Genomic DNA, 21,648 nt, shown 5'->3' on the forward strand with positions numbered 1-21,648 from the left:
CATGCGGGCATTGATCGGGATCGTTCTGGCGGCTGGGGTGCTTTATGGCGGCTACTGGTTCGTCGGCGCGCGCGCGGCCGAACGCGGGGCCGAAGCGGCGCTGGCGCAGATGCAGGCGCGGGGCTGGCAGGTGCAGCAGAAGGGCCTGTCGGTCGCGGGTTTTCCCAGCCGGTTTGACCTGACGCTGACCGAACCGAAGCTGTTCGATCCGGCACAGGGCATCGGCTGGCAGGCGCCCTTCGCGCAGGTCTATTCGCTCAGCTACAGCCCGTGGAAGCTGATTGCGGCGCTGCCCGAAGATCAGGTGGTTACCCTGCCGGGGCAAAGCGTCACCATCGGCTCTACCCGCATGCGGGCGTCGCTGTTCATGGAACCCTCGACCGACCTGCCGCTCGACCGGCTTGATGCGATGGCTGAAGGGGTCAGCCTGCGGTCGGATGCGGGCTGGGCGCTGGCGCTGGGATCGGCCAACCTGTCGCTGATCGCGGGCGAGGGCGATCAGGTGCAGCTTGCGGTTAGGGGGCTGGAAATCGTGCCGGATCAGGCCGTGACCGCCGCACTTGCCGGAACCGATCTGCCGGCGCAGATCTCGCGGATCGACCTGCTGGCCGATGTGCAGCTTGCAGCACCTGTTACGCTGCGCAACGCGGTGCCGCCTGTGGTTCGCAAGGTCAATCTGACAGAGGCCAATCTGGTCTGGGGTCCGGTCAGCGCGAAAGCGGCGGGCGAACTGGTTGCCGATCCGCAGGGCCGTGCAGAGGGGTTGATCACCCTAACGGTGGACAACTGGCAAACCGGGCTGGCGGCCGCCGAGGCGGCGGGGCTGGTGCCGGAACGGTTTCAGGTGGCGCTGCGGTCGATGCTGTCAAGCCTCGCCGATCAGGGCGGCGATGCCAACCGGCTGAGCCTGCCGCTGGCCATGCAGTCGGGGCGGATGATGCTTGGCCCCTTGCCACTTGGGCTCGCACCGATGCTAGGGCAGGGTCAGCCGGGCTGAGATGCGGGCGATCTGCCGACCGTCACGCTGCAAGGTGGCGATGCCGTCATAGTTCCCGGCGGGCCAGCCAGCCCCGCGCAATTTGCGGCCAATGGCCCGCATGGCACGGGCCTGTGTGCGGTCAAGCGCCACATCCTGCGCCGCGATTTCGCCCTCCGGTCCGGTCAGCACCAGATGCAGCTTGTCCCCCGCCCGCGTGCCATAAAGATTGGCCCAGAAGACCAGAGCAGGGGCCTGTGCACCGGGCGAGGGCACGGTGCCTGCGTTGATCGCCGCGTAATCCGGCACGGTGTTGGCAAAGCCCGCGGCCACGAAGCCGCCCGGCTGATAGGCGATGTCGTCGCGCCAGAGATCCGGCTCGGCGCCTCCGCATCGGGTGGCATCTGCGGCGGCAAAGGGATCGACAACCGCACCGTCATGGCGGACAGACAGGTGAAGATGTGGAAACTCGGTATTGCCGGACAGCCCGACCAGTCCCAGCCTGTCGCCTTCCGCCACCCGGTCGCCGCTGCGCACGCTGATCGAGCCTTGCCGCATATGGCAATATTGCGTTTCCCAGCCGTCACCATGGTCGATCACCACGCCGTTACCGCAATCGCGGCCGTTCATCGCCGGGGCGGCCGGATCGGTCACGCGGATGTCGGGCATGCCATCGCGCACCCCCTTTACCATCCCGGCGGCAGCGGCACGCACCGTTATCCCGGCTTGCATCGTGGCATCATCTGGCACCGCGAAATCGGTGCCCTTGTGGCCGTCATAGGCGAGGGAGCCGCAAGTAAAGTCCCGCGCACCGGGGCCGGGATCACGGTCGGTATATTGCTGGATGAAACAGGTTTCACCCAAGGCGCAATCAATGGGTTGGGCAAGCTCGAAAGCCCCCGCCGAAGCGGGGGCCAGCAGCAGCGCCAGAAGCGCCGCCTTCATTCCGCCGTCAGCAGCGGGGGCTTCTGCCCGGTCAACTGCGGCTTGCCGGGTTCTTCGATGATGAGGTCGATCCTGTCGTCCTTCACCTTCACCCGGACAACGCCGCCCTTCTGCAACCGGCCGAACAGCAGTTCCTCTGCAAGCGGTTTCTTCAGATGTTCCTGAATCACCCGGCCCAGCGGACGCGCGCCCATCTTGTCGTCATAGCCCTTGTCGCCCAGCCAGCGCGCGGCTTCATCCGAAAGCTCGATATGGACGTTACGATCCATGAGCTGTGCTTCCAGTTGCAGCACGAATTTCTCGACCACCTGCATGATGGTCTCTTTCGTCAGCGAGGCGAAGGCGATCACGGCGTCCAGACGGTTGCGAAACTCCGGCGTGAAGGTCCGCTCGATTGCCGCCGTATCCTCACCCTGCCGCTTGTCGCGACCAAAGCCGATGGCGGCGCGCTGCATGTCCGAGGCACCCGCGTTGGTCGTCATGATCAGGATGACATTGCGGAAATCGACCTGCCGTCCGTTGTGATCGGTCAGTTTGCCGTGATCCATCACCTGCAACAGAATGTTGTAGACATCCGGGTGCGCCTTCTCGATCTCATCCAGCAGCAGCACGCAATGCGGGTGCTGGTCCACGCCATCGGTCAGCATGCCGCCCTGATCGAAGCCAACATAGCCGGGCGGGGCGCCGATCAGACGGGAAACCGCGTGTTTCTCCATGTATTCCGACATGTCGAAGCGCAGCAGTTCCACCCCCAGCGTGCTGGCAAGCTGTTTGGCGACCTCGGTCTTGCCGACGCCGGTGGGGCCGGCGAACAGGTAGTTGCCGATGGGTTTTTCGGGTTCGCGCAGACCGGCCCGGGCCAGTTTGATCGAGGCAGACAGCGCCTCGATGGCCTTGTCCTGCCCGAACACCACACGCTTGAGCGTCTTTTCCAGATCGCGCAGCACCTCGGCATCGTCCTTCGAGACGGTTTTCGGCGGGATGCGGGCGATCTTGGCGACCACCGCCTCGATTTCCCGGATGCCGATGGTCTTGCGCCGCTTGTTGGCAGCGACCAGATGCTGCGCCGCGCCCGCCTCGTCGATCACGTCGATGGCGCTGTCGGGCAGCTTGCGGTCATTGATATAGCGCGCCGCCAGTTCCACCGCCGACTTGATCGCCTCGTTGGTATAACGCAGGTCGTGGTGCTGTTCGAAATGCGGCTTCAGCCCTTGCAGGATCTTGATGGCATCAGGGACCGAAGGCTCGTTCACGTCGATCTTCTGGAACCGGCGGCTCAGTGCGCGGTCCTTTTCAAAGTGCTGACGAAACTCCTTGTAAGTCGTGCTGCCCATGCAGCGCAGCTTGCCGCCCTGAAGCGCGGGTTTCAGCAGGTTCGAGGCATCCATCGCCCCGCCCGAGGTGGCGCCGGCACCGATGACGGTGTGGATCTCGTCGATGAACAGGATCGCGTCGGGGTGATCCTCCATCTCTTTCACCACGGCCTTCAGCCGCTCCTCGAAATCGCCGCGATAGCGGGTGCCCGCCAGCAGCGCGCCCATGTCGAGGCTGTAGATCGTGGCGTGGGCAAGGATCTCCGGCGTTTCGCCATCGACGATCTTCTTGGCCAGACCTTCGGCAATCGCGGTCTTGCCGACGCCCGGATCGCCCACCAGCAGCGGGTTGTTCTTGCGGCGACGGCAGAGCACCTGAATGCAGCGTTCCACCTCGCCCTCGCGGCCGATCAGCGGGTCCACATCGCCCATCCGGGCCTTCACATTCAGATCGACGCAGTATTTGGACAGGGCGGATTCCTTCGCCTCGCCCGCCTCGCCCTTGGGCGTTTCGTGCTGATGCTCTTCCGACCCGCTGACCGGGCGGCTTTCGCCATAGCTCGGGTCTTTTGCCACGCCATGCGCGATGAAATTCACCGCATCGTAACGGGTCATGTCCTGCTCTTGCAGGAAATAGGCGGCATTCGATTCCCGTTCGGCGAAGATGGCGACCAGCACATTGGCCCCCGTCACCTCGCTGCGGCCGGAGCTTTGCACATGGATCGCGGCGCGCTGGATCACGCGCTGGAAAGCGGCGGTCGGCACCGCCTCGGACCCTTCGACCGAGGTCACCAGCGTCGAAAGATCATCGTCGATGAAATCGGTGAGCGTCTTGCGCAGGTCGTCCAGATCGACCGAACAGGCTTTCATCACGCGGGCGGCCTCGGGCTCGTCGATCAGGGCGAGCAGCAGGTGTTCCAGCGTAGCCAGCTCGTGACGGCGCGCATTGGCAATCGCCAGGGCGGCATGGATGGCCTGTTCGAGTGTGGTCGAGAATGATGGCACTGTTCGGTGCTCCTGTCCTGCGGGCCGGAGGGTGCGACACCCGGTCCGACCGTGGCCTCATAAGGTTAAAGTTCGGTTTTCTGCGCGAGGCTTCAAGTGCTATTTGACAAAAACAGCCGTTTCCCCGGAGGTGGTTGCAAATTGTGATCGGACCGGGGTGGCGGCATCCGCCTACAGGTCAGAATTTGTCCTTCCGGGCGCGCAAAGCCGCGAAAACCGCAGCATCTTGTGCATCGGCCATTCCCAGCGCGGCTTTCATTGCCGGGTCGCGGGCGCGCAGGAACGGGTTGGTGGCAAGCTCTTCGGCAAGGGTCGAGGGCACCGTGGGCTGACCGGCGGCGCGGGCACGCTCCACCCCCTCCATCCGCAAGATAAGCGCGGGCGGCACGTCTTCAAGGCTCAGGGCGAAACGGCCGTTGGAGGTGGTGTATTCATGGCCCGAACAGATCAGCGTGTCGCGGGGCAGGGCGGCCAGCCGGGTCAGGCTGTCCCACATCTGGGCGGGCGTCCCTTCGAACAGGCGGCCGCATCCCAGCGCCATCAGGCTGTCGCCGGTGAAGGCCAACTTGCTGTCGGGAAAGTGGAAGGCGACATGACCGACGGTATGGCCGGGCACGTCGATCACATCGACGGATTCTCCGCAGATGGTGATGCGGTCGCCCGGAGCGACGGCGCGGTCCAGCGGGGGCAGGCGGTGGGCATCGGCGGCGGCCCCGGTGACCCGCGCACCCGTCGCCTCGACCAGGGCCGCGGTGCCGTCGATATGGTCCCAATGGTGGTGCGTCAGCAGGATGTCATCCAGCCCCCAGCCATGCTGGCGCAGCGCGGTCAGGATGGGTCCCGGTTCCGGTGCGTCGATCAAGGCGGTCTGGCCGGTCACGGAATCATGCACAAGAAAGGCATAGTTGTCCGCGAGGCAGGGGACGGTGACGAGTTGCAGCATGGCGTTTCCTGTCTGATCGGCTAAGGTCATCTTTCAGATTGGCCGTGAACGGACCCGCCCGCAATGCATCTCGACGTGCTCGACCTGCGCAATTTCTATTACCGCACCGCCCTTGGCCGGGTGGCGCAGCGGGCGATCCGCGATCAGGTGGTGGCGATGTGGCCGCCGATGGCCGGGCAGACCGTGGCGGGATTCGGGTTCGCCGTGCCGCTGCTGCGCCCTTATCTGCCCGAGGCGCGGCGTGTCATCGGCCTGATGCCCGGTCCGCAGGGCGTGATGCCCTGGCCGGCGGGCATGGAGAATGTGAGCGTGCTGTGCGAGGAAACCGCATGGCCGCTGTCCACCGGCTTCGTGGACCGGCTGGTGCTGATGCACGGGCTGGAAACCTCGGAACAGCCCTCGGCCGTGCTGGAGGAGGCGCATCGCGTGCTGGGGCCGGGGGGGAAGGTGCTGTTCGTGGTGCCCAACCGTTCCGGCCTTTGGGCAAGGGGCGATGGCACTCCTTTCGGCTTTGGCCGCCCCTATTCGCTGGGGCAGGTGGAGTCGCAGTTGCGCCGCGCGGGCTTCACCCCCGAACGCCATGTTGCGGCGCTTTACGCCCCGCCCTCGATCAAACGCTTCTGGCTGCGCACCGCCAATTTCTGGGAACGCACGGGGCGCCGTTTCGCGCCCTGGATCGCGGGCGGGGTGCTGATGGTCGAGGCGTCGAAACAGATCTACGCCCCCACGCGGGGCGGCCTTGGCGCCGTGGTCAAGAAGCCGCTGCGGGTGTGGGAAGGCGCGGGCGCTGCCGCCCCCGAACCTGCGATGCGCGCCGGTGCGCCGCCGGAAACGGCCCTCGCGCGGGCGCGCGGTCAATAGCTGCGAGCCCATGTCGGAGGTGCCGAAAGAAGTGGCGATTCTGGTCGGGCCGTCATTGTAGCGACACAAACGAACAGCCGACTGCCAAACCCCTGGATGTTTGCGACAAACATGCCCGATTCCGGCGCTGTTCACGGTTGCGGCATTAGGGGACCTCTGCTAGAGACGCCTCGAATTTGAGACGCATGTGCAAACATGCGCCACAGGAAGCCTCTGGCCAGCGCTCTTCCGCGCCGGCATGGGGCACAGCCAGCGGAAGGGTTGACGTGTCCGAAACAGCTTCGATCTCCTCCGGCATTGCCGCGCGTTACGCAACCGCGCTGTTCGACCTCGCAAAAGAGGCGAATGGCCTGAAGGCACTTGAGGGGGATGTCGATGCACTCGACGCCGCCCTTCAGTCCAGCGCCGACCTGCGTGATCTGATCGGCTCGCCGCTTTACTCGCGCGAGGATCAGGGCAATGCCATTGCGGCCCTTGCCGCCAAGATGGGTCTTTCGACCCTGACCGCGAATACCCTTGCCCTGATGGCGTCCAAGCGCCGTCTGTTCGTGCTGCCGCAGCTGGTTGCCACGCTGCGCGACCGGATCGCTGCCGAAAAAGGCGAGATGACCGCCGAGGTCACCGCCGCCACCGCGCTGTCGCCGGAACAGGCCGCCAAGCTGGCCGCCTCGCTGAAGGCGCGCGTGGGCAAGGAAGTGAAAGTCAAAGTCGCCGTCGATGAAAGCCTCATCGGTGGTCTTGTTGTCCGCCTGGGCTCGACCATGATCGACACCTCGATCAAGTCCAAGCTCGCGGCTCTCCAGAATGCAATGAAAGAGGTTGGGTGATGGGAATCCAGGCTGCTGAGATCTCTGCGATCCTCAAGGAGCAGATCAAGAACTTCGGCACTGACGCTGCTGTGGCCGAAGTCGGCCGCGTGCTGTCGGTTGGCGACGGTATTGCGCGTGTGCACGGGCTGGACAATGTCCAGGCCGGTGAAATGGTGGAATTCCCCGGCGGCATCCGCGGGATGGCGCTGAACCTCGAAGTCGATAACGTCGGCGTCGTGATCTTCGGCTCCGACCAGGACATCAAGGAAGGCGACACCGTCAAGCGCACCAAGTCCATCGTGGACGTGCCGGCAGGCGAGGGCCTGCTGGGCCGCGTCGTTGACGGCCTTGGCAACCCGATCGACGGCAAGGGTCCGATCGTGGCGACCGAGCGTCGCATCGCCGACGTGAAGGCACCGGGCATCATTCCGCGGAAATCGGTGCACGAGCCGATGGCGACCGGCCTGAAAGCCGTTGACGCCATGATCCCGATTGGCCGTGGCCAGCGCGAGCTGATCATCGGCGACCGTCAGACCGGCAAGACCGCTGTCGCGCTGGACGCCATCCTGAACCAGAAGTCGTATAACGAGGCTGCCGGTTCGGACGAGTCGAAGAAGCTCTACTGCATCTACGTCGCCGTCGGCCAGAAGCGCTCGACCGTGGCGCAGCTGGTGAAGAAGCTGGAAGAGACCGGCGCCATCGACTACACCATCGTCGTGGCCGCGACCGCCTCGGACCCGGCGCCGATGCAGTTCCTCGCGCCCTATTCGGCGACCGCCATGGCGGAATATTTCCGCGACAACGGCCGTCACGCGCTGATCATCTATGATGACCTGTCGAAACAGGCTGTGTCATATCGTCAGATGTCGCTGCTGCTGCGCCGTCCGCCGGGGCGTGAAGCCTATCCGGGCGACGTGTTCTACCTGCACTCGCGTCTGCTGGAGCGTTCGGCCAAGCTGAACGAGGATTTCGGTGCCGGCTCGCTGACCGCGCTGCCGATCATCGAAACCCAGGGCGGCGATGTGTCGGCCTTCATCCCGACCAACGTGATCTCGATCACCGACGGCCAGATCTTCCTTGAAACCGAACTGTTCTATCAGGGCATTCGCCCGGCTGTGAACACGGGTCTCTCGGTGTCGCGTGTGGGCTCGTCCGCCCAGACCAACGCCATGAAAACCGTGGCTGGCCCGGTGAAACTGTCGCTCGCCCAATACCGCGAGATGGCCGCTTTCGCCCAGTTCGGTTCGGACCTCGATGCCTCGACGCAAGCCCTGCTGAACCGTGGTGCGCGCCTGACCGAGCTGATGAAGCAGCCGCAATACTCGCCGCTGACCAACGCGGAAATCGTCTGCGTGATCTATGCGGGCACTGCGGGCTTCCTCGACAAGGTTGCCGTCAAGGATGTGGGCCGGTTTGAAGCCGGTCTGCTGTCCTACCTGCGCGGTCAGCGCAAGGACATCCTCGACTGGCTGACCACGGCCGACCCGAAGATCAAGGGCGCGGATGAAGAGAAACTGAAGGCCGCTATCGCCGACTTCGCCAAGACCTTCGCGTAAGCGCGGGCTGAGAGGACAGGGATATGCCCAGCCTTAAGGACCTGAAAAACCGGATCGGAAGCGTCAAGAATACGCGGAAGATCACGAAGGCCATGCAGATGGTTGCCGCGGCGAAACTTCGCCGCGCGCAAGAGGCCGCCGAGGCCGCCCGTCCCTACGCCGATCGCATGAATGCGGTCATCGCGGGGCTGGCAACTTCGGTCGGCGGCTCCGATGGCGCGCCCCGGCTTCTGGCCGGGACGGGCGCCGACAAGGTGCATCTGCTGGTGGTGATGACGGCGGAACGCGGTCTCTGCGGCGGTTTCAACACGACCATCGTGCGGCTTGCCCGTGCGCGGGCCAACGAGCTTCTGGCCCAGGGCAAGGTCGTCAAGATCCTGACCGTAGGCAAGAAGGGCCGCGAGCAGCTGCGCCGCGACTTGGGCGACCATTTCGTCGGCCATGTCGATCTGTCGGACGTGAAGCGTGTGGGCTATGTCAATGCCCAGGAAATCGCCCGCGACATCCTCAACCGCTATGACGCGGGCGAGTTCGATGTGGCGACGATCTTCTTCAACCGCTTCCAGTCGGTGATCTCGCAGATCCCGACCGCGCAGCAGATCATCCCCGCCCAGCCGGGCGAGGCGGTGGCCACGAATACGCTCTACGACTACGAGCCCAGCGAAGAGGCGATCCTCGCCGACCTGCTGCCGCGCGGCGTCGCGATGCAGATCTTCACCGCCCTTCTGGAAAACGGGGCTTCCGAACAGGGGGCCCGGATGAGCGCGATGGACAATGCGACCCGCAACGCGGGCGACATGATCAACAAGCTGACGATCCAGTATAACCGGAGCCGTCAGGCCGCGATCACCAAAGAGCTTATCGAAATCATCTCGGGCGCCGAGGCGCTCTGACGACCCGAACGGAGAAACGACATGGCACAAGCACAAGGCAAAGTGACGCAGGTCATCGGCGCCGTTGTGGACGTTCAGTTCGATGGCGCCCTGCCGGCCATTCTGAACGCCCTCGAAACCGACAACAACGGCAAGCCGCTGGTTCTGGAAGTCGCCCAGCACCTCGGTGAAAACACCGTCCGCACCATCGCCATGGACGCGACCGAAGGTCTCGTCCGCGGCGCCAAGGTGACCGACACCGGCGCGCCGATCTCGGTGCCGGTGGGCGACGCCACCCTCGGCCGCATCCTGAACGTCATCGGCGAGCCGGTGGACGAAAAGGGCCCGGTCGTGGCGAGCGAAAAGCGCGCCATCCACCAGAAAGCCCCGGATTTCGCGTCGCAAGCGACCGAAAGCCAGGTTCTGGTGACCGGCATCAAGGTCATCGACCTGCTGGCCCCCTATGCCAAAGGCGGCAAGATCGGCCTGTTCGGCGGCGCCGGCGTGGGCAAGACCGTTCTCATCATGGAACTCATCAACAACATCGCCAAGGTGCACTCGGGCTATTCCGTGTTCGCCGGCGTGGGTGAGCGGACCCGTGAAGGCAACGACCTCTATCACGAGATGATCGAATCGGGCGTTATCAAGACCGACGACCTGACCGCCTCGAAAGTGGCGCTTGTCTACGGCCAGATGAACGAACCGCCGGGCGCGCGTGCCCGCGTGGCGCTGACCGGCCTGACGCTGGCCGAGCAGTTCCGCGACCAGTCGGGGACGGACGTGCTGTTCTTCGTGGACAACATCTTCCGCTTCACCCAGGCCGGTTCGGAAGTGTCGGCTCTGCTGGGTCGTATTCCTTCGGCGGTGGGCTACCAGCCGACGCTGGCGACCGACATGGGCGCCCTGCAAGAGCGTATCACCTCGACCAAGAACGGCTCGATCACCTCGGTGCAGGCGATCTACGTTCCGGCCGACGACCTTACCGACCCGGCGCCCGCCACCTCGTTCGCCCACCTCGATGCCACCACGGTGCTGTCGCGCGCGATCTCGGAACTGGGGATCTACCCGGCGGTTGACCCGCTCGACTCGACCTCGCGTCTGCTGGACCCGTCGGTGATCGGCGAAGAGCACTACAACGTCGCCCGTCAGGTGCAGGGCATCCTTCAGCGCTACAAGTCGCTTCAGGACATCATCGCCATCCTCGGGATGGACGAACTGTCGGAAGAGGACAAGCTGACCGTGGCCCGTGCCCGCAAGATCCAGCGCTTCCTGTCGCAGCCTTTCGACGTGGCGAAGGTCTTCACCGGCTCGGACGGCGTTCAGGTGCCGCTGGAAAAAACCATCGCCTCGTTCAAGGCTGTGGTGAACGGCGAATACGACCACCTGCCGGAAGCCGCCTTCTACATGGTCGGCGACATTGAAGAGGTGAAGGCCAAGGCCCAGAAGCTCGCCGCGGCTGCGGCGTAAGGGGGCATAAATGGCCAACACCCTGCAATTCGACCTGGTGTCGCCCGAGCGGAAGCTTGCTTCCGCCCAGGTGACAGAGGTGCAGATCCCGGGGGCCGATGGCGACATGACGGCGATGGAAGGCCACGCGGCCACCATCACCACCCTGCGCCCCGGCATCCTGAAGGCGGTTTCGCCGCAAGCCACGCTGGCCTTCGCGGTCACCGGCGGCTTCGCAGAGATCACCGCCTCGGGCGTGACGGTTCTGGCGGAGCGGGCGATCCCGGTCAGCGACCTGACCGGCACCCTGCTGGACGAGCTGATCCAGGAAGCGCGCGACCTTGCGGCCATGGCCGAGGACAAGGACGCGGGCGACAAGATCGTCAACGACCTGCAAGCGCTGCGCTACGCCGCGACGCACTGAGCGGGAAGCGCCCGAATTCGAAAGGCCCCGATCTTTCGGGGCCTTTTTCATTATGTTACCAAAAATTTGCCGGGATTCGTGCGGATCATCGCCCCGGAGAGGAGCACCCCCGCATGCGACGTTTCAACACCGGATCTTTTGGCGTGGACCAGGGCAGCCGCGTGCTGTTCTCGGATTTCGCCGATGGCGGTGTGATGTGGACGGGGCAGGGGCCGCGCGAAAGCCGGTTCATCGTGACCTTCAAAGAGGCTTTCCTTGAACCGCCTGTGGTTTCGCTGGGCGTGTCGATGTGGGATATGGACCACAAGCACAATTCCCGCGCCGATCTGACGGCCGAGAATGTGACCGAAAATGGATTTCACATCGTGTTCCGCACCTGGGGCGACACGCGCGTTGCGCGGGTGCGCGCCGACTGGATAGCCATTGGTCCGGTGCAGGACGAGGATAACTGGCAACTCTATTGAAAAAGCCGCCCCAAGGGCGGCTTTTCGGTCAATCTCAGCCGCGCTGGTAAAGCCCTTCGTAGATCGGGACCAGCGTTTCGGTTTCAAACAGCGACGATACGCTGGTGCCGTGCCAGATGTTCAGGATCGCTTGCGCGAACATCGGCGCCGTCGGCACGATGCGGATATTGGGGCAGTTCTTCACCGCCTCGGTCGGTTCGATGGAATCGGTGATGACCAGCGATTTCATGACCGAATTCTGCACCCGTTCGACCGCCGGGCCCGACAGCACGCCATGGGTGATGTAGCTGTGCACCTCGGTCGCGCCATTCTCCAGCAGCACCTCGGCGGCCTTGCACAGCGTTCCGGCGGTATCGCAGATGTCATCGACGATGATGCACTTGCGACCCTTCACATCGCCGATCACGGTCATCCCGGCGACTTCGCCCGCCTTTTCCCGCCGCTTGTCCACGATGGACAGCGGCGCATTGATCCGCTTGGCCAGTTCGCGCGCCCGCGCCACACCGCCCACGTCGGGCGAGACGATCATCAGATCGTCCATCTGGCCCTTGAAATGGTGCTCGATGTCCAGCGCGAAGATCGGGCTGGCGTAAAGGTTGTCTACCGGGATGTCGAAGAAGCCCTGAATCTGCGCCGCATGCAGATCCAGCGTCAGGATGCGGTCAATCCCGGCCTCGGTCAGCAGGTTCGCCACCAGTTTGGCGCTGATCGGGGTGCGGGCCTTGGCGCGGCGATCCTGACGGGCATAGCCGAAATAAGGGATGACAGCGGTGATGCGGTCGGCCGACGAACGGCGCAGCGCATCGGCGATGATCAAGAGTTCCATCAGGTTGTCATTGGCCGGGCGCGAGGTCGGCTGGATGATATACATATCCTCGCCACGCACATTCTCGAACACCTCGACGAACACCTCGCCGTCATTGAAGCGTTCGACCCGCGCATCCACCAGCCCGACCTGCATGCCACGGTGCATCGACATGCGCCGCGCGATGGATTTCGCCAGCGCGCGATTGGCATTTCCGGCGATCAGCTTGGGTTCGGTGGTGGCAGCCATGTGGGAGGTCCTGTAAAGAGCGGCGGATTCGCAACCGTCCGGTAGCGTTGACACCGCTTACCACCGGGTTACGGTCGGCGCAAATCTTCACGCCTTCGGGGAGGCCCGTCATGCCGCATATCGACTATTACTTCGCCGCCGTTTCGCCCTTTGTCTATCTGGCGGGACAGCGGCTCGAAGAGATTGCGGCGCGTCACGGCGCCTCGATCAGCTACAAGCCGCTGGATCCGGCTGGGCTGTTCGCGCGGACCGGCGGGCAGCCGCTGGCGCAGCGGCACGAAAGCCGCCGCGCCTATCGCTTGCAGGAGTTGCGTCGCCAGTCGCGCAAGCACGGGCTGGTGCTGAACGAACAGCCGCTGTTCTGGCCGGTCAATCCGGCGCCCTCGGGCTATGCGATCATCGCGGCGCAGGCGGCGGGCGGTGGCGACGTGGGCGCGCTGGCGCATGGGCTGGCGCGCGCCTGCTGGGCCGAGAACCGGGATATCGCCGATGATGAGGTGATTGCCGCAGTGTTGGCGCAGGCGGGGTTCGAGCCGGCCATCGCGCAGCGTGGCATGTTGGCGGCGGCGGAAACCTATGCCGTCAATCTGGAGGAGGCAGTATCGCGCGGCGTATTCGGCGTACCCTTCTATCTGGTGGACGGCGAGGGGTTCTGGGGCCAGGACCACCTTGAAGATCTCGACCTGCATCTGTCGGGCAAGCTCTGATGCTGGAAACCATCGCAGGCCATCCGACCGCGCATCGGCACTGGGGTCAGGGTGGGCGCGCAGCGCTGGCGCTGCATTGTTCGCTCGCCCATGCGGGCGCGTGGTCCGGCCTTGCTGCCGCGCTGCCGGAACTGGCGCTGGTGGCGCCCGATCTGCCGGGCCATGGCCGCAGCGCCGATTTGCCGCCGGGGGACGATCTGCACGGCCTCGCCACCCGTATTGCCGCCGAACTGGCAGAGCGTGCGGATGGCCCGATTGACCTGATCGGACACAGCTTCGGCGGCACCGTCGCACTGCGGTTGGCGGTGGAGCGGCCAGATCTGGTGCGCCGTCTGGTGCTGATCGAGCCGGTGCTCTTTGCCATCGTGCGGGGCACGCCGGAGTTTGATGATTTCGCCCGCATCTACATGGCGGTTGACGCGCAGATGGATGGCGAGCCGTTCGCCGCCGCCGCGCTGTTTCACAAACACTGGGGCGTCGGCGATTTCGCCAGCCTGCCCGAGATGCAGCGCCGCTATATGGCGGATCGCATGCCGCTGGTGCGGGCGCAGAACCCGGTGCTGCTGGAGGATCGGCCGGGCCTGACCGCACCGGGGCGGCTGGAGGCGATCGGGGTGCCGGTGCTGCTGGTCGAGGGCGCCGAAAGCCCTGCAGTGATCGGGGCGATCCATACCGCGCTGGGGGCGCGGATTCCGGGCGCGCGGCGGGTGGCGGTGCCGGGGGCGGCCCATATGGTGCCGATCACCCATCCCGCCGCGGTGGCCGAGGCGATGCGCGGCTAGATCAGCGCGAGGAAGAGGTCCACATCCGCCTCGGTCGTGGCCCAGCTTGTGACCAGTCGCGCGCCTTCCTGCCCCGCAGGCGCGGGCATGTCATAGAACATCGCCCCGCCCGCGCGCAGCCGGGCCGAAGTGCCAACGGGCCAGAGCGGGAACAGGATATTGGCCTCGACTGGATGGCGCAGCGCGATGCCGCGTGCCACCAGCCCCTCGGCCAGCCGGGCGCTCATTGCATTGGCCTGCGCGGCCCAGTCGAGCCAGCGGTTGCCCTCCAGCATTGCCGCCATCTGCGCCGCCAGATAACGGCCCTTCGACAGCAGATGCCCACCCCGTTTGCGGCGCAACTCAAATTCCCAGGCGCGGGCGGGGTCGAAGATCACCACCGCCTCCACCCCCATCAGTCCGTTCTTGGTGCCGCCGAAGGACAGGGCATCGACCCCGGCGCGCCAGGTCAGATCGGCGGGGCTGGCGCCAGTGGCCACTACCGCATTGGCAAAGCGCGCGCCATCGAGATGCACAGGTATCCCGGCACTGCGCGCCATTCCGGCCAGTTGCGCGGTCTGCGCGGCGGAGTAAACAGTGCCCGCCTCTGTCACATTCGTCAGCGACAGCGCGCCGCGCTGGGTGTTGTGCACGCTTTGCCCGGTGGCGGCGATGGCCTGCGCCAGCGCCTCGGGCGCGATGCGGCCATGGGCGCCCGCGCAATGCACGAGCTTCGCGCCATGGGTGAAGAACTCAGGCGCGCCGCATTCATCCTCGGCGATATGGGCCTGCGGATGACACAGCACTGTGCCCCAGGGGGGGCATAGGCAGGCCAGCGCCAGCGCATTGGCCGCCGTGCCGGTGGCGACGAGGAATACCCGTGCCTCCGGCGCCTCCAGAACCTCGCGCAGCCGGGCCTCGACCGTCAGTGACAGATCCTCGGCGCCGTAGCCCTTGGTATATCCGCCGTTTGCTTCGGCCAGCGCGGCCAGAACCTCGGGCGGCACACCGGCAGCATTGTCAGAGGTGAAATACATCGGGGGCCTCCGCTGGCAGGGTCAGGGCGTTTCGTCGATGACGTAATCGTCCCAGTCTTCTTCGGGAACTTCGAATTCCGGCACCGTCCAGCCGCGCACACTTGCCCCGGCCTCGTGCACCGATTCCGGGTTTCCGGTCAGCAGCGGGTGCCAGTCGGGCAAGGGCTTGCCCTCATGCAGCAGACGGTAAGCACAGGTTCGCGGCATCCAGTAGGCGATATTCGGGAGCGTTGCGGGTGTCAGCTGCACGCAATCGGGCACGAATTGCTTGCGGATCGGATATTGTGTGCAGCGGCAGGTCTCGCCGTCCAGCAGGCGACAGGCGATGCGGGTGAATTCCACCTCGCCGGTGTCTTCATATTCGATCTTGTTCAGACAGCACTTGCCGCAGCCGTCGCACAGCGCTTCCCATTCCTCGGGGCGCATCCGGTCCAGCGGCACGGTTTCCCAGAAGCGCGGGCGCATCATGCCCCCGCCAGAATGTCGCGCGCGCGGGCGCAATCGGTGTTCATCTGGTCGATGAGCGCGGGCAGGCCGTCGAACTTCATCTCCGGTCGCAGGTAATCGACCAGCGCGACGGAAATGTGCTGTCCGTAAAGATCGCCCTTGAAATCAAAGATATAGGTTTCAAGGTTCGGGGTGTTTTCCCCGAACATCGGCCGCACACCAAGGCTTGCCGCGCCACCATAGCTGCCAGCCTGCGGCCCGGTCAGCACATCGACCTTCACCGCATAGACGCCAAGCTTTGGCAGATGCAGGCCCGCCACGCTCATGTTCGCGGTGGGAAAGCCCAGTTCGCGGCCACGTTTCTCGCCATGCAGCACTTCGCCGTCGATCCGATGCAGGTGGCCCAGCATGTCGGCGGCATCGCGCGGGCGGCCTTCGGCCAAGGCGGTGCGGATGGCGGTGGAGGAGACTTCCTGCGCACCGATCTTCAGCAGCGGTGCGACGGTGACGCCAAAGCCCAGTCGCGCGCCCTCTGCCTTCAGATCCGCGACCGTGCCGCTACGACCTTTGCCAAAACAGAAATCAGCGCCAACGGTGACATGGGCGGCACCCAGACCGCGCGCCAGCACCTCTTCGGCGAATTCCGCCGGGGTAAAGGCCGCCATGGTGGCGTTGAACGGCAGTTCATAAAGATGGGCTACGCCCAGCTTGGCCAGCCGGTTGGCCCGCGCCTCGGCATTCATCAGCCGGAAGGGCGGGGCGGTGGGGGCGAAAAACTCGCGCGGGTGAGGCTCGAAAGTCAGCACGCCCAGCGGTCCGTGCGCAGCCGCCGCCTCGATCACCGAGCGGTGCCCCAGATGCACGCCATCGAAATTGCCCATGGCAATCGACGCACCGCGATCCTGCGGTGCCAGCCTCTGCCAGTGCCTGACTATCTTCATGCGACCCCGTGGCGAGGGCCGTCCTGCCCTCAGTCGAACTTGCGGCTTGGTGCCAGAACCAGCGCCTCGCCCTTCAGCACCACGGTATTACCCACGGCGCAATGGGTTTCAAGGGTCACCCGGCGCTTCGCATGGTCAATGGCCGTCACCTTGACCTCGGCATAGACGGTATCGCCGGGGCGCACGGGCGCCATGAACTTCAGTGACTGGCCCAGATAGACGGTGCCATGGCCGGGAAGCTGTTCGCCGATCACCGCCGAAATCAGCCCGGCGGTCAGCATTCCGTGGGCGATGCGCCCTTCAAAGATGGTGTCCTGCGCATAGGCATCGTCCAGATGCACCGGGTTCCGGTCGGTCGAGACCTCGGCGAAAAGCTCAATATCCCGGTCGGTCACGGTTTTCCTCAGATGGCGGCTCATGCCGATTTCGATGTCTTCAATGCAGATCGTCCCGCGGGGCATGTTGTCGAGCATCCTGCGAATCCTCCGGTTCCTGCGCTGCAACATAGCAGATGCTGCGTTGCAGCGCAATCGCGCGGGTAATAAATTGGCGCAGGTGCGACAAAAGTGGTAATAATGTTACCGCGTCATCAGCCGAGATGCGGCATCGCATAGGTGGGGGCCAGCCCTTCGGCCTCAAGCCAGCTTTCCAGCAAGCCATTGTCAGGACGGGCAGAATCCGATCCGAAATGGCTTGCCGCGATGCCGCCGGTGATGAAGAGCGTGTCGATCCCCTCGTTCTGGCCACCCAGAATATCGGTCCAGGGACCGTCGCCAATGCACAGGATGTCGTCATTGGACAGGGGTTCGGCGGTTTCGGCAATTTTCCGGCGGGCGAGGTCATAGATCGGCGGATGCGGCTTACCGAAATACAGCGCGGTGCCGCCGCGTTCTTCGTAATCCTTCGCCAATGCCCCGGCGCAATAGACCCGCTTGTCGCCCATATCGACCACGATATCGGGGTTGGCGCAAAGCATGGTCAGCCCGCGCGCCTTGCCCAGCGCCAGCTCGGTCCGGTAATCCTCGGGCGTCTCGGTCAGATCGTCGCGCAGGCCGGTGCAGACGATGCCCTCGGCCTCGGCCATCGGAACGAAGGTGATCGGGTCATGGCCCTGCAATTCGGGCGGCAGGTCAGTGAAGAACGGCATGTCCTTTTCCGCGCCAAGGAAGGCCACGCGACGCCCGACTGCGCCGCTGACCAGCGCCTGCTGCGCGGCATCGCCCGAGGATACGATCATGTCATAGCAGTCGCGCGGCGCCCCGATCCGGTCAAGCTGTGCCGCAACCGAGCCGAAGGGGCGCGGCGCATTGGTCATCAGGACGACGAAGACACCATTCGCGCGGAGCTGCTGCAAGGCGGCGACGGCGGCGGGGAAGGGGGTCTTGCCATTGTGCAGGCAGCCCCAGAGATCGCAGAACACCGCGCGGTAGCGGCCGGAAATTTCGGAAAGCGAGGCGATCATCTGGGTCATGGCGGGCCTTTCAGGGAACAGATCGGGCGCAGTCTGGCGCAATGGCCCGACAGCTTTGTGACAGCAGGGCAGAACGGCGACGGGCCGGGGAGGGTTCCCCGGCCCGGTTTTGAAACGTCAGGCGATCAGAGCGTCAGCGACGGGATGATCTGCTTCTTGCGGCTCATGATGCCCGGCAGCACCACGGTATCGCCGGACACCGCGCAGCCGAACGAGGCTTCGGCCAGTTGCTTGACCAGATCGTTCGGCACCAGCAGCGTGGCCTCTTCCTTCAGGATGTCGATGATGAACAGCAGCACCTGATCGGCGCCATCTTCCTGCGCGATGGCGGGCATCGAAGCCATCAGGCTGTCCTTGCGGTCCAGCAGGATTTTCGGCGCGGTGGTTTCCAGCACGCTGACGCGCAGTTCCTTGCCGGCGACATTGTATTCTTTCGAATCCATCCGCAGCAGTTCGGCATCCGAGAAGGCCGAGACATCGGACTTCGCCTCGAACATGGCGGCGGCGAATTCGGGGATCGAGACACCCAGATCTGCGGCCAGCGCCTCGGCCACCTTGCGGTCATGGTCGGTGGTGGTGGGGCTGCGGAATTCCAGCGTATCCGACAGGATGCAGGACAGCATGGCGCCCTTGATGCCGCGCGGTGCGCGCGCCACGTCGGCGCCCATCAGATCGTAGAGGATGGTCGAGGTGCAGGCGAGCGGCCGCATCGTGATGTCGATCGGCGTCTTGGTCTTGATGCCGCCGACCAGCATGTGATGGTCGATGATACCGAGGATCTTCGCCTCGTTCACCGAGGGCGGCAGTTCGGCCGGGTTGTTGGTGTCAACGATCACAACTTCCTCGCCCGCCGCCACATCGGCGATGATCGCGGGGTTCGGCAGATCCCAGTGCTTCAGCACGAAGGCTGCCTCGGTATTGGGCTCACCCAGCAGCACGGCCTTGGCCGGGGTGCCTTTCACCTCGGTCAGATACCAGGCCCATGCGATGGGCGAGCCGGTGGAATCGGTGTCGGGGGATTTGTGGCCGAAGACCTTGATCATGATCTAACCCGTATCTGGAATGGTTTCGCGCGCCTTATAGGCAAGGAAAGCGCGCTTGTCACGGGAGGCTGGGGGCGGGGCGACAGCTTGCCGCCGATGGGTCATTCGTCGCGGTCCTGCGGATAAAGCCGTGTGCCGGGGAAGGGCGGCAGCCAGCTTTCGCGGCGGATGGTCCAAAGCTCATAGCCGGGCACGAACTGGTCGGGCGCGTCCAGCGTGCCCAGATGCACCTCCACCTCGGTGCCCGTGCGCGAAAACACCGGCGAACCGCAGGTTGGGCAGAAGAACCGCCCGGCAAAGCTGTGCGCCGTGCCGGTCACGGTGACCGCCGTTTCGGGAAAGATCGCCGAGGCATGAAACAGCGCCCCGTGATGCTTGCGGCAGTCAAGACAATGACAGATGCCCACCCGCAACGGCCGCCCCCGCGCCTCGATCCGCAAGGCCCCGCAAAGGCATCCGCCGGTGATGGAGGTCATGGGGTTGGCTCCGTTTGATTGTGGGACAGGGACTTACCAGTAGCGGAGGCAGCTTTGCGGACGAAGTTGACTTTCGCTGCGGCTCCGCCAATGGCGCATTTTGCGTTGAGCGTGTATGATTTCTATCGCCCCAACAAGATTGCGCAAACTTTGAAAAACACTGCCACCGTTGGGTAAGTCAGAAGTGCCATGCCGACAGCGAACAAAACGAAACATGTCCAGCGCGCGAGCGCAAAACGAGTGTTTTGAAAAGAGAACCATAATGCAAGGATGTCTCTGTCATACATTTCGCTGGCTTTGGGACGGTCATGCTCTTTGTAGTGGTTAAAGGTATTTTGAATACGCGAGGTATCCCCGGGCAATTTCTTGTCCAGAATCATACGAATTCGACGATTGAACTCGTTGTGAAACACCTTGGTGTTCTCGGAAACGTAGTCCTCAACGTGCCAAAACTTCTTTATTTCATGGGGGCATAAGCCATGGAAGATTACGGTGGATAAGCCGAGCGCAGAAAGAGCGATGTATATATTCACTACCTTGCGAAGCATGAAATCATCGTCGAGTCTAGCGAAACCACCATCGTCACAGGCAGCGCTCTCAAATGCCACACACGCCCATTCCATAGACGAGCCGACCAGCGCAACAAACGCGTCGTTGAAGACAATAAAATACCCAAAGACTGGGACAAAGACGCTCAGCTTCGCAAATCTTGAGCTACCAAACGATCGCAGCAGCTCCCACGTTGGAGTGAAAGACATTTAGGGTTTCCTGCTTTTATGGCGCTTACATATTCAGGTTGTCGTCAATGTTGTCCACCACGTTTGCCCTGAGTGGTGAGGTGCGGGCATCGGCGCAATGCGCAGCATCTGTGGGTTTGGACACAGAGCGGGCTTTCTATTCGCACTCCTCACTTCTCCGACGGCAGCACGATCCGCTCCACCGTCCAGCCCTGTTCGGCCAGCAGGTTCAATACGCCGGTCTTGCCCGCCAGATGCAGGGCGCCGAAGGCCGCGAAGGTGGGGCCGGTCGCGCTGGTTTCCTCGATCACCGGAATCCACGCCTTGTTGCGGCGGGTCATCAGGATGTCTTCCATCCGGGCAAATTCCGCCTCGGCCTTTTCCGGCGTGTAGCCGTGGGCATCGTGGCTCGACAGCCGCATGTATTCCCAGATGCGGCGGGTGTCGCCGGCGAAATAGCCGTCGGCCATGGTGGTGGCGAAATCGGCGATCTGCGGCTCCATCTGAAGCGTGGCGCGCAGCATGTCGATCTGTTCCTCCATCGACAATTCGTCGAAGATGGCGAACAGGGTGGTGAAGGGTTCCAGCGCCCGCACCGGCACCCCGGTTTCTGCCGCCTGTTCCATCAGCAGATGATCCAGTCCGCGGCCCGCCTGCGCCTCGGCCATGTCGCAGGGCGCGATGCCCAGCATGGTCGCCAGATACCAGGGCCGCATCTTGGCGGCCATGAAGGCAGGCATCTTGCGCGCCTCCAGTGCCGCGGCAACACCGGCCCATTCCTCGGGGCCAAAGCGTTCCAGCAGGCTTGGCCCCTCGGTCAGGAACAGCAGCCCCGGATTGCTGGCAATCTCGCGCTTCAGCGCATGCTCCTCCTCTGGCCCTGCCTCGACCAGCAGGGTATCGACACCGGCCAGCAGCGGGGTCACCTCGGCCATGGTCGCGGCGTGCCGGGCATCGGGCATGTGATAGGTGCCCAGCAGATAGACCTGACGGTCGCCCTTGGTTGCCCGCCACAGATTGCCCTGCGCATAGGGCTGCGCCGCGGTCGCGGCGGCCAGTTCCGCCGAATCGGCGGCGGGCAGGTCGGCCAGCAGGTTCTTCCCGGCACAGCGGGCGGCCCCTTCCTGGGGCAGGGCGAGGAAGGTCAGCGCGAGCGCCGCGATACGGAACAGGGAACGCTTGAACATATCCGCAGCCTTGCACAGCAGGCGGGCCCCGGAAAGGCGGCGCGGGACAAAATTTTTGGCGAAAATTTCAGCCACAACCGTTGACAGCCCGGCGGGCCATGCCTAACTCTCGCGGCGTTGGCACTCGCCGGAAGTGAGTGCTAACCGGATTTCTAACTGGAACCTAGGGAGTG

General features: G+C 64.3%; 23 protein-coding genes. 10 read left to right on the forward strand and 13 right to left on the reverse strand.

Annotated elements, in window-relative coordinates; all coding sequences use genetic code 11:
* Position 1: 1 nt before the first annotated feature.
* Entirely contained in the window at positions 2-997 is a 996-nt protein-coding gene (locus D2N39_RS09520; RefSeq protein WP_119134548.1) for a DUF2125 domain-containing protein, read from the forward strand.
* Here the strand turns inward: D2N39_RS09520 and D2N39_RS09525 are convergent.
* The 3 genes from D2N39_RS09525 to gloB form a co-directional block, all read right to left on the reverse strand.
* Positions 974-1,921, reverse strand: a complete 948-nt coding sequence (locus D2N39_RS09525; RefSeq protein ID WP_119134549.1) for a M23 family metallopeptidase — start codon at positions 1,919-1,921, stop codon at positions 974-976. The genes D2N39_RS09520 and D2N39_RS09525 overlap by 24 nt on opposite strands.
* Positions 1,918-4,239 (reverse strand): ATP-dependent Clp protease ATP-binding subunit ClpA, encoded by a 2,322-nt coding sequence (gene clpA / locus D2N39_RS09530; protein WP_119134550.1) that lies wholly within the window; start codon positions 4,237-4,239, stop codon positions 1,918-1,920. Before clpA ends, D2N39_RS09525 begins: the two co-directional genes overlap by 4 nt.
* Before the next feature lie 178 nt (positions 4,240-4,417).
* Entirely contained in the window at positions 4,418-5,182 is a 765-nt protein-coding gene (gene gloB, locus D2N39_RS09535; RefSeq protein ID WP_119134551.1) for a hydroxyacylglutathione hydrolase, read from the reverse strand.
* 63 nt (positions 5,183-5,245) lie between these two features.
* Between gloB and D2N39_RS09540 the strand changes: the two genes are divergently transcribed.
* From D2N39_RS09540 to D2N39_RS09570, 7 genes are all read left to right on the forward strand, one after another.
* A complete protein-coding gene (locus tag D2N39_RS09540) occupies positions 5,246-6,043 on the forward strand; it encodes a class I SAM-dependent methyltransferase (protein ID WP_119134552.1) in 798 nt (265 codons plus the stop codon).
* A 266-nt stretch (positions 6,044-6,309) separates the two neighbouring features.
* Entirely contained in the window at positions 6,310-6,870 is a 561-nt protein-coding gene (locus D2N39_RS09545) for a F0F1 ATP synthase subunit delta (protein ID WP_119134553.1), read from the forward strand.
* On the forward strand, positions 6,870-8,408 hold the full coding sequence (gene atpA / locus D2N39_RS09550; protein WP_119134554.1) for a F0F1 ATP synthase subunit alpha: 1,539 nt from the start codon (positions 6,870-6,872) through the stop codon (positions 8,406-8,408). Before D2N39_RS09545 ends, atpA begins: the two co-directional genes overlap by 1 nt.
* 23 nt (positions 8,409-8,431) lie before the next feature.
* Positions 8,432-9,301, forward strand: coding sequence for a F0F1 ATP synthase subunit gamma (locus D2N39_RS09555; RefSeq protein ID WP_119134555.1), 870 nt, complete (start codon positions 8,432-8,434; stop codon positions 9,299-9,301).
* Between the two features lie 21 nt (positions 9,302-9,322).
* A complete protein-coding gene (gene atpD / locus D2N39_RS09560; RefSeq protein ID WP_119134556.1) occupies positions 9,323-10,747 on the forward strand; it encodes a F0F1 ATP synthase subunit beta in 1,425 nt (474 codons plus the stop codon).
* Positions 10,748-10,757: 10 nt separating this feature from the next.
* A complete protein-coding gene (locus D2N39_RS09565; RefSeq protein ID WP_119134557.1) occupies positions 10,758-11,150 on the forward strand; it encodes a F0F1 ATP synthase subunit epsilon in 393 nt (130 codons plus the stop codon).
* Positions 11,151-11,263: 113 nt separating this feature from the next.
* Positions 11,264-11,614, forward strand: coding sequence for an H-type lectin domain-containing protein (locus D2N39_RS09570; protein ID WP_119134558.1), 351 nt, complete (start codon positions 11,264-11,266; stop codon positions 11,612-11,614).
* A gap of 34 nt (positions 11,615-11,648) precedes the next feature.
* Here the strand turns inward: D2N39_RS09570 and D2N39_RS09575 are convergent, their stop codons facing one another.
* Positions 11,649-12,668 carry a ribose-phosphate pyrophosphokinase gene (locus D2N39_RS09575; protein WP_054301726.1) on the reverse strand — a complete coding sequence of 340 codons (1,020 nt, stop codon included), beginning with the start codon at positions 12,666-12,668 and terminating at the stop codon, positions 11,649-11,651.
* Positions 12,669-12,778: 110 nt separating this feature from the next.
* On the opposite strand from D2N39_RS09575, the gene D2N39_RS09580 reads away from it, so the two are divergent.
* Complete coding sequence (locus tag D2N39_RS09580) at positions 12,779-13,375, forward strand: 2-hydroxychromene-2-carboxylate isomerase (protein WP_119134559.1); 597 nt, start codon at positions 12,779-12,781, stop codon at positions 13,373-13,375.
* A complete protein-coding gene (locus tag D2N39_RS09585) occupies positions 13,375-14,157 on the forward strand; it encodes an alpha/beta fold hydrolase (RefSeq protein WP_119134560.1) in 783 nt (260 codons plus the stop codon). The genes D2N39_RS09580 and D2N39_RS09585 overlap by 1 nt, the downstream gene beginning before the upstream one ends.
* Here D2N39_RS09585 and D2N39_RS09590 read toward each other — a convergent pair.
* The 9 genes from D2N39_RS09590 to D2N39_RS09630 all read right to left on the reverse strand — a co-directional run bounded on the left by D2N39_RS09590 (position 14,154) and on the right by D2N39_RS09630 (position 21,475).
* Entirely contained in the window at positions 14,154-15,173 is a 1,020-nt protein-coding gene (locus tag D2N39_RS09590; RefSeq protein WP_119134561.1) for a threonine aldolase family protein, read from the reverse strand. The genes D2N39_RS09585 and D2N39_RS09590 overlap by 4 nt on opposite strands.
* A 21-nt stretch (positions 15,174-15,194) precedes the next feature.
* Positions 15,195-15,641, reverse strand: coding sequence for a YcgN family cysteine cluster protein (locus D2N39_RS09595; protein WP_119134562.1), 447 nt, complete (start codon positions 15,639-15,641; stop codon positions 15,195-15,197).
* Complete coding sequence (locus tag D2N39_RS09600; RefSeq protein WP_119134563.1) at positions 15,638-16,561, reverse strand: bifunctional riboflavin kinase/FAD synthetase; 924 nt, start codon at positions 16,559-16,561, stop codon at positions 15,638-15,640. The genes D2N39_RS09595 and D2N39_RS09600 overlap by 4 nt, the downstream gene beginning before the upstream one ends.
* Positions 16,562-16,590: 29 nt before the next feature.
* Complete coding sequence (locus D2N39_RS09605) at positions 16,591-17,034, reverse strand: MaoC family dehydratase (protein ID WP_054301732.1); 444 nt, start codon at positions 17,032-17,034, stop codon at positions 16,591-16,593.
* A 116-nt stretch (positions 17,035-17,150) separates the two neighbouring features.
* A complete protein-coding gene (locus D2N39_RS09610; protein WP_119134564.1) occupies positions 17,151-18,032 on the reverse strand; it encodes a TIGR01459 family HAD-type hydrolase in 882 nt (293 codons plus the stop codon).
* A 125-nt stretch (positions 18,033-18,157) separates the two neighbouring features.
* Positions 18,158-19,075, reverse strand: a complete 918-nt coding sequence (locus D2N39_RS09615; RefSeq protein WP_119134565.1) for a manganese-dependent inorganic pyrophosphatase — start codon at positions 19,073-19,075, stop codon at positions 18,158-18,160.
* Positions 19,076-19,176: 101 nt separating this feature from the next.
* Positions 19,177-19,551 (reverse strand): GFA family protein, encoded by a 375-nt coding sequence (locus tag D2N39_RS09620; protein WP_119134566.1) that lies wholly within the window; start codon positions 19,549-19,551, stop codon positions 19,177-19,179.
* A 122-nt stretch (positions 19,552-19,673) separates the two neighbouring features.
* Positions 19,674-20,309: a hypothetical protein gene (locus D2N39_RS09625; RefSeq protein WP_119134567.1), complete on the reverse strand. Its 636-nt coding sequence runs from the start codon at positions 20,307-20,309 to the stop codon at positions 19,674-19,676.
* Between the two features lie 149 nt (positions 20,310-20,458).
* On the reverse strand, positions 20,459-21,475 hold the full coding sequence (locus tag D2N39_RS09630; RefSeq protein WP_119134689.1) for a TraB/GumN family protein: 1,017 nt from the start codon (positions 21,473-21,475) through the stop codon (positions 20,459-20,461).
* Positions 21,476-21,648 lie beyond the last annotated feature (173 nt).

Source organism: Gemmobacter lutimaris (assembly GCF_003570715.1).
Taxonomy (GTDB): Bacteria; Pseudomonadota; Alphaproteobacteria; order Rhodobacterales; family Rhodobacteraceae; genus Gemmobacter; species Gemmobacter lutimaris.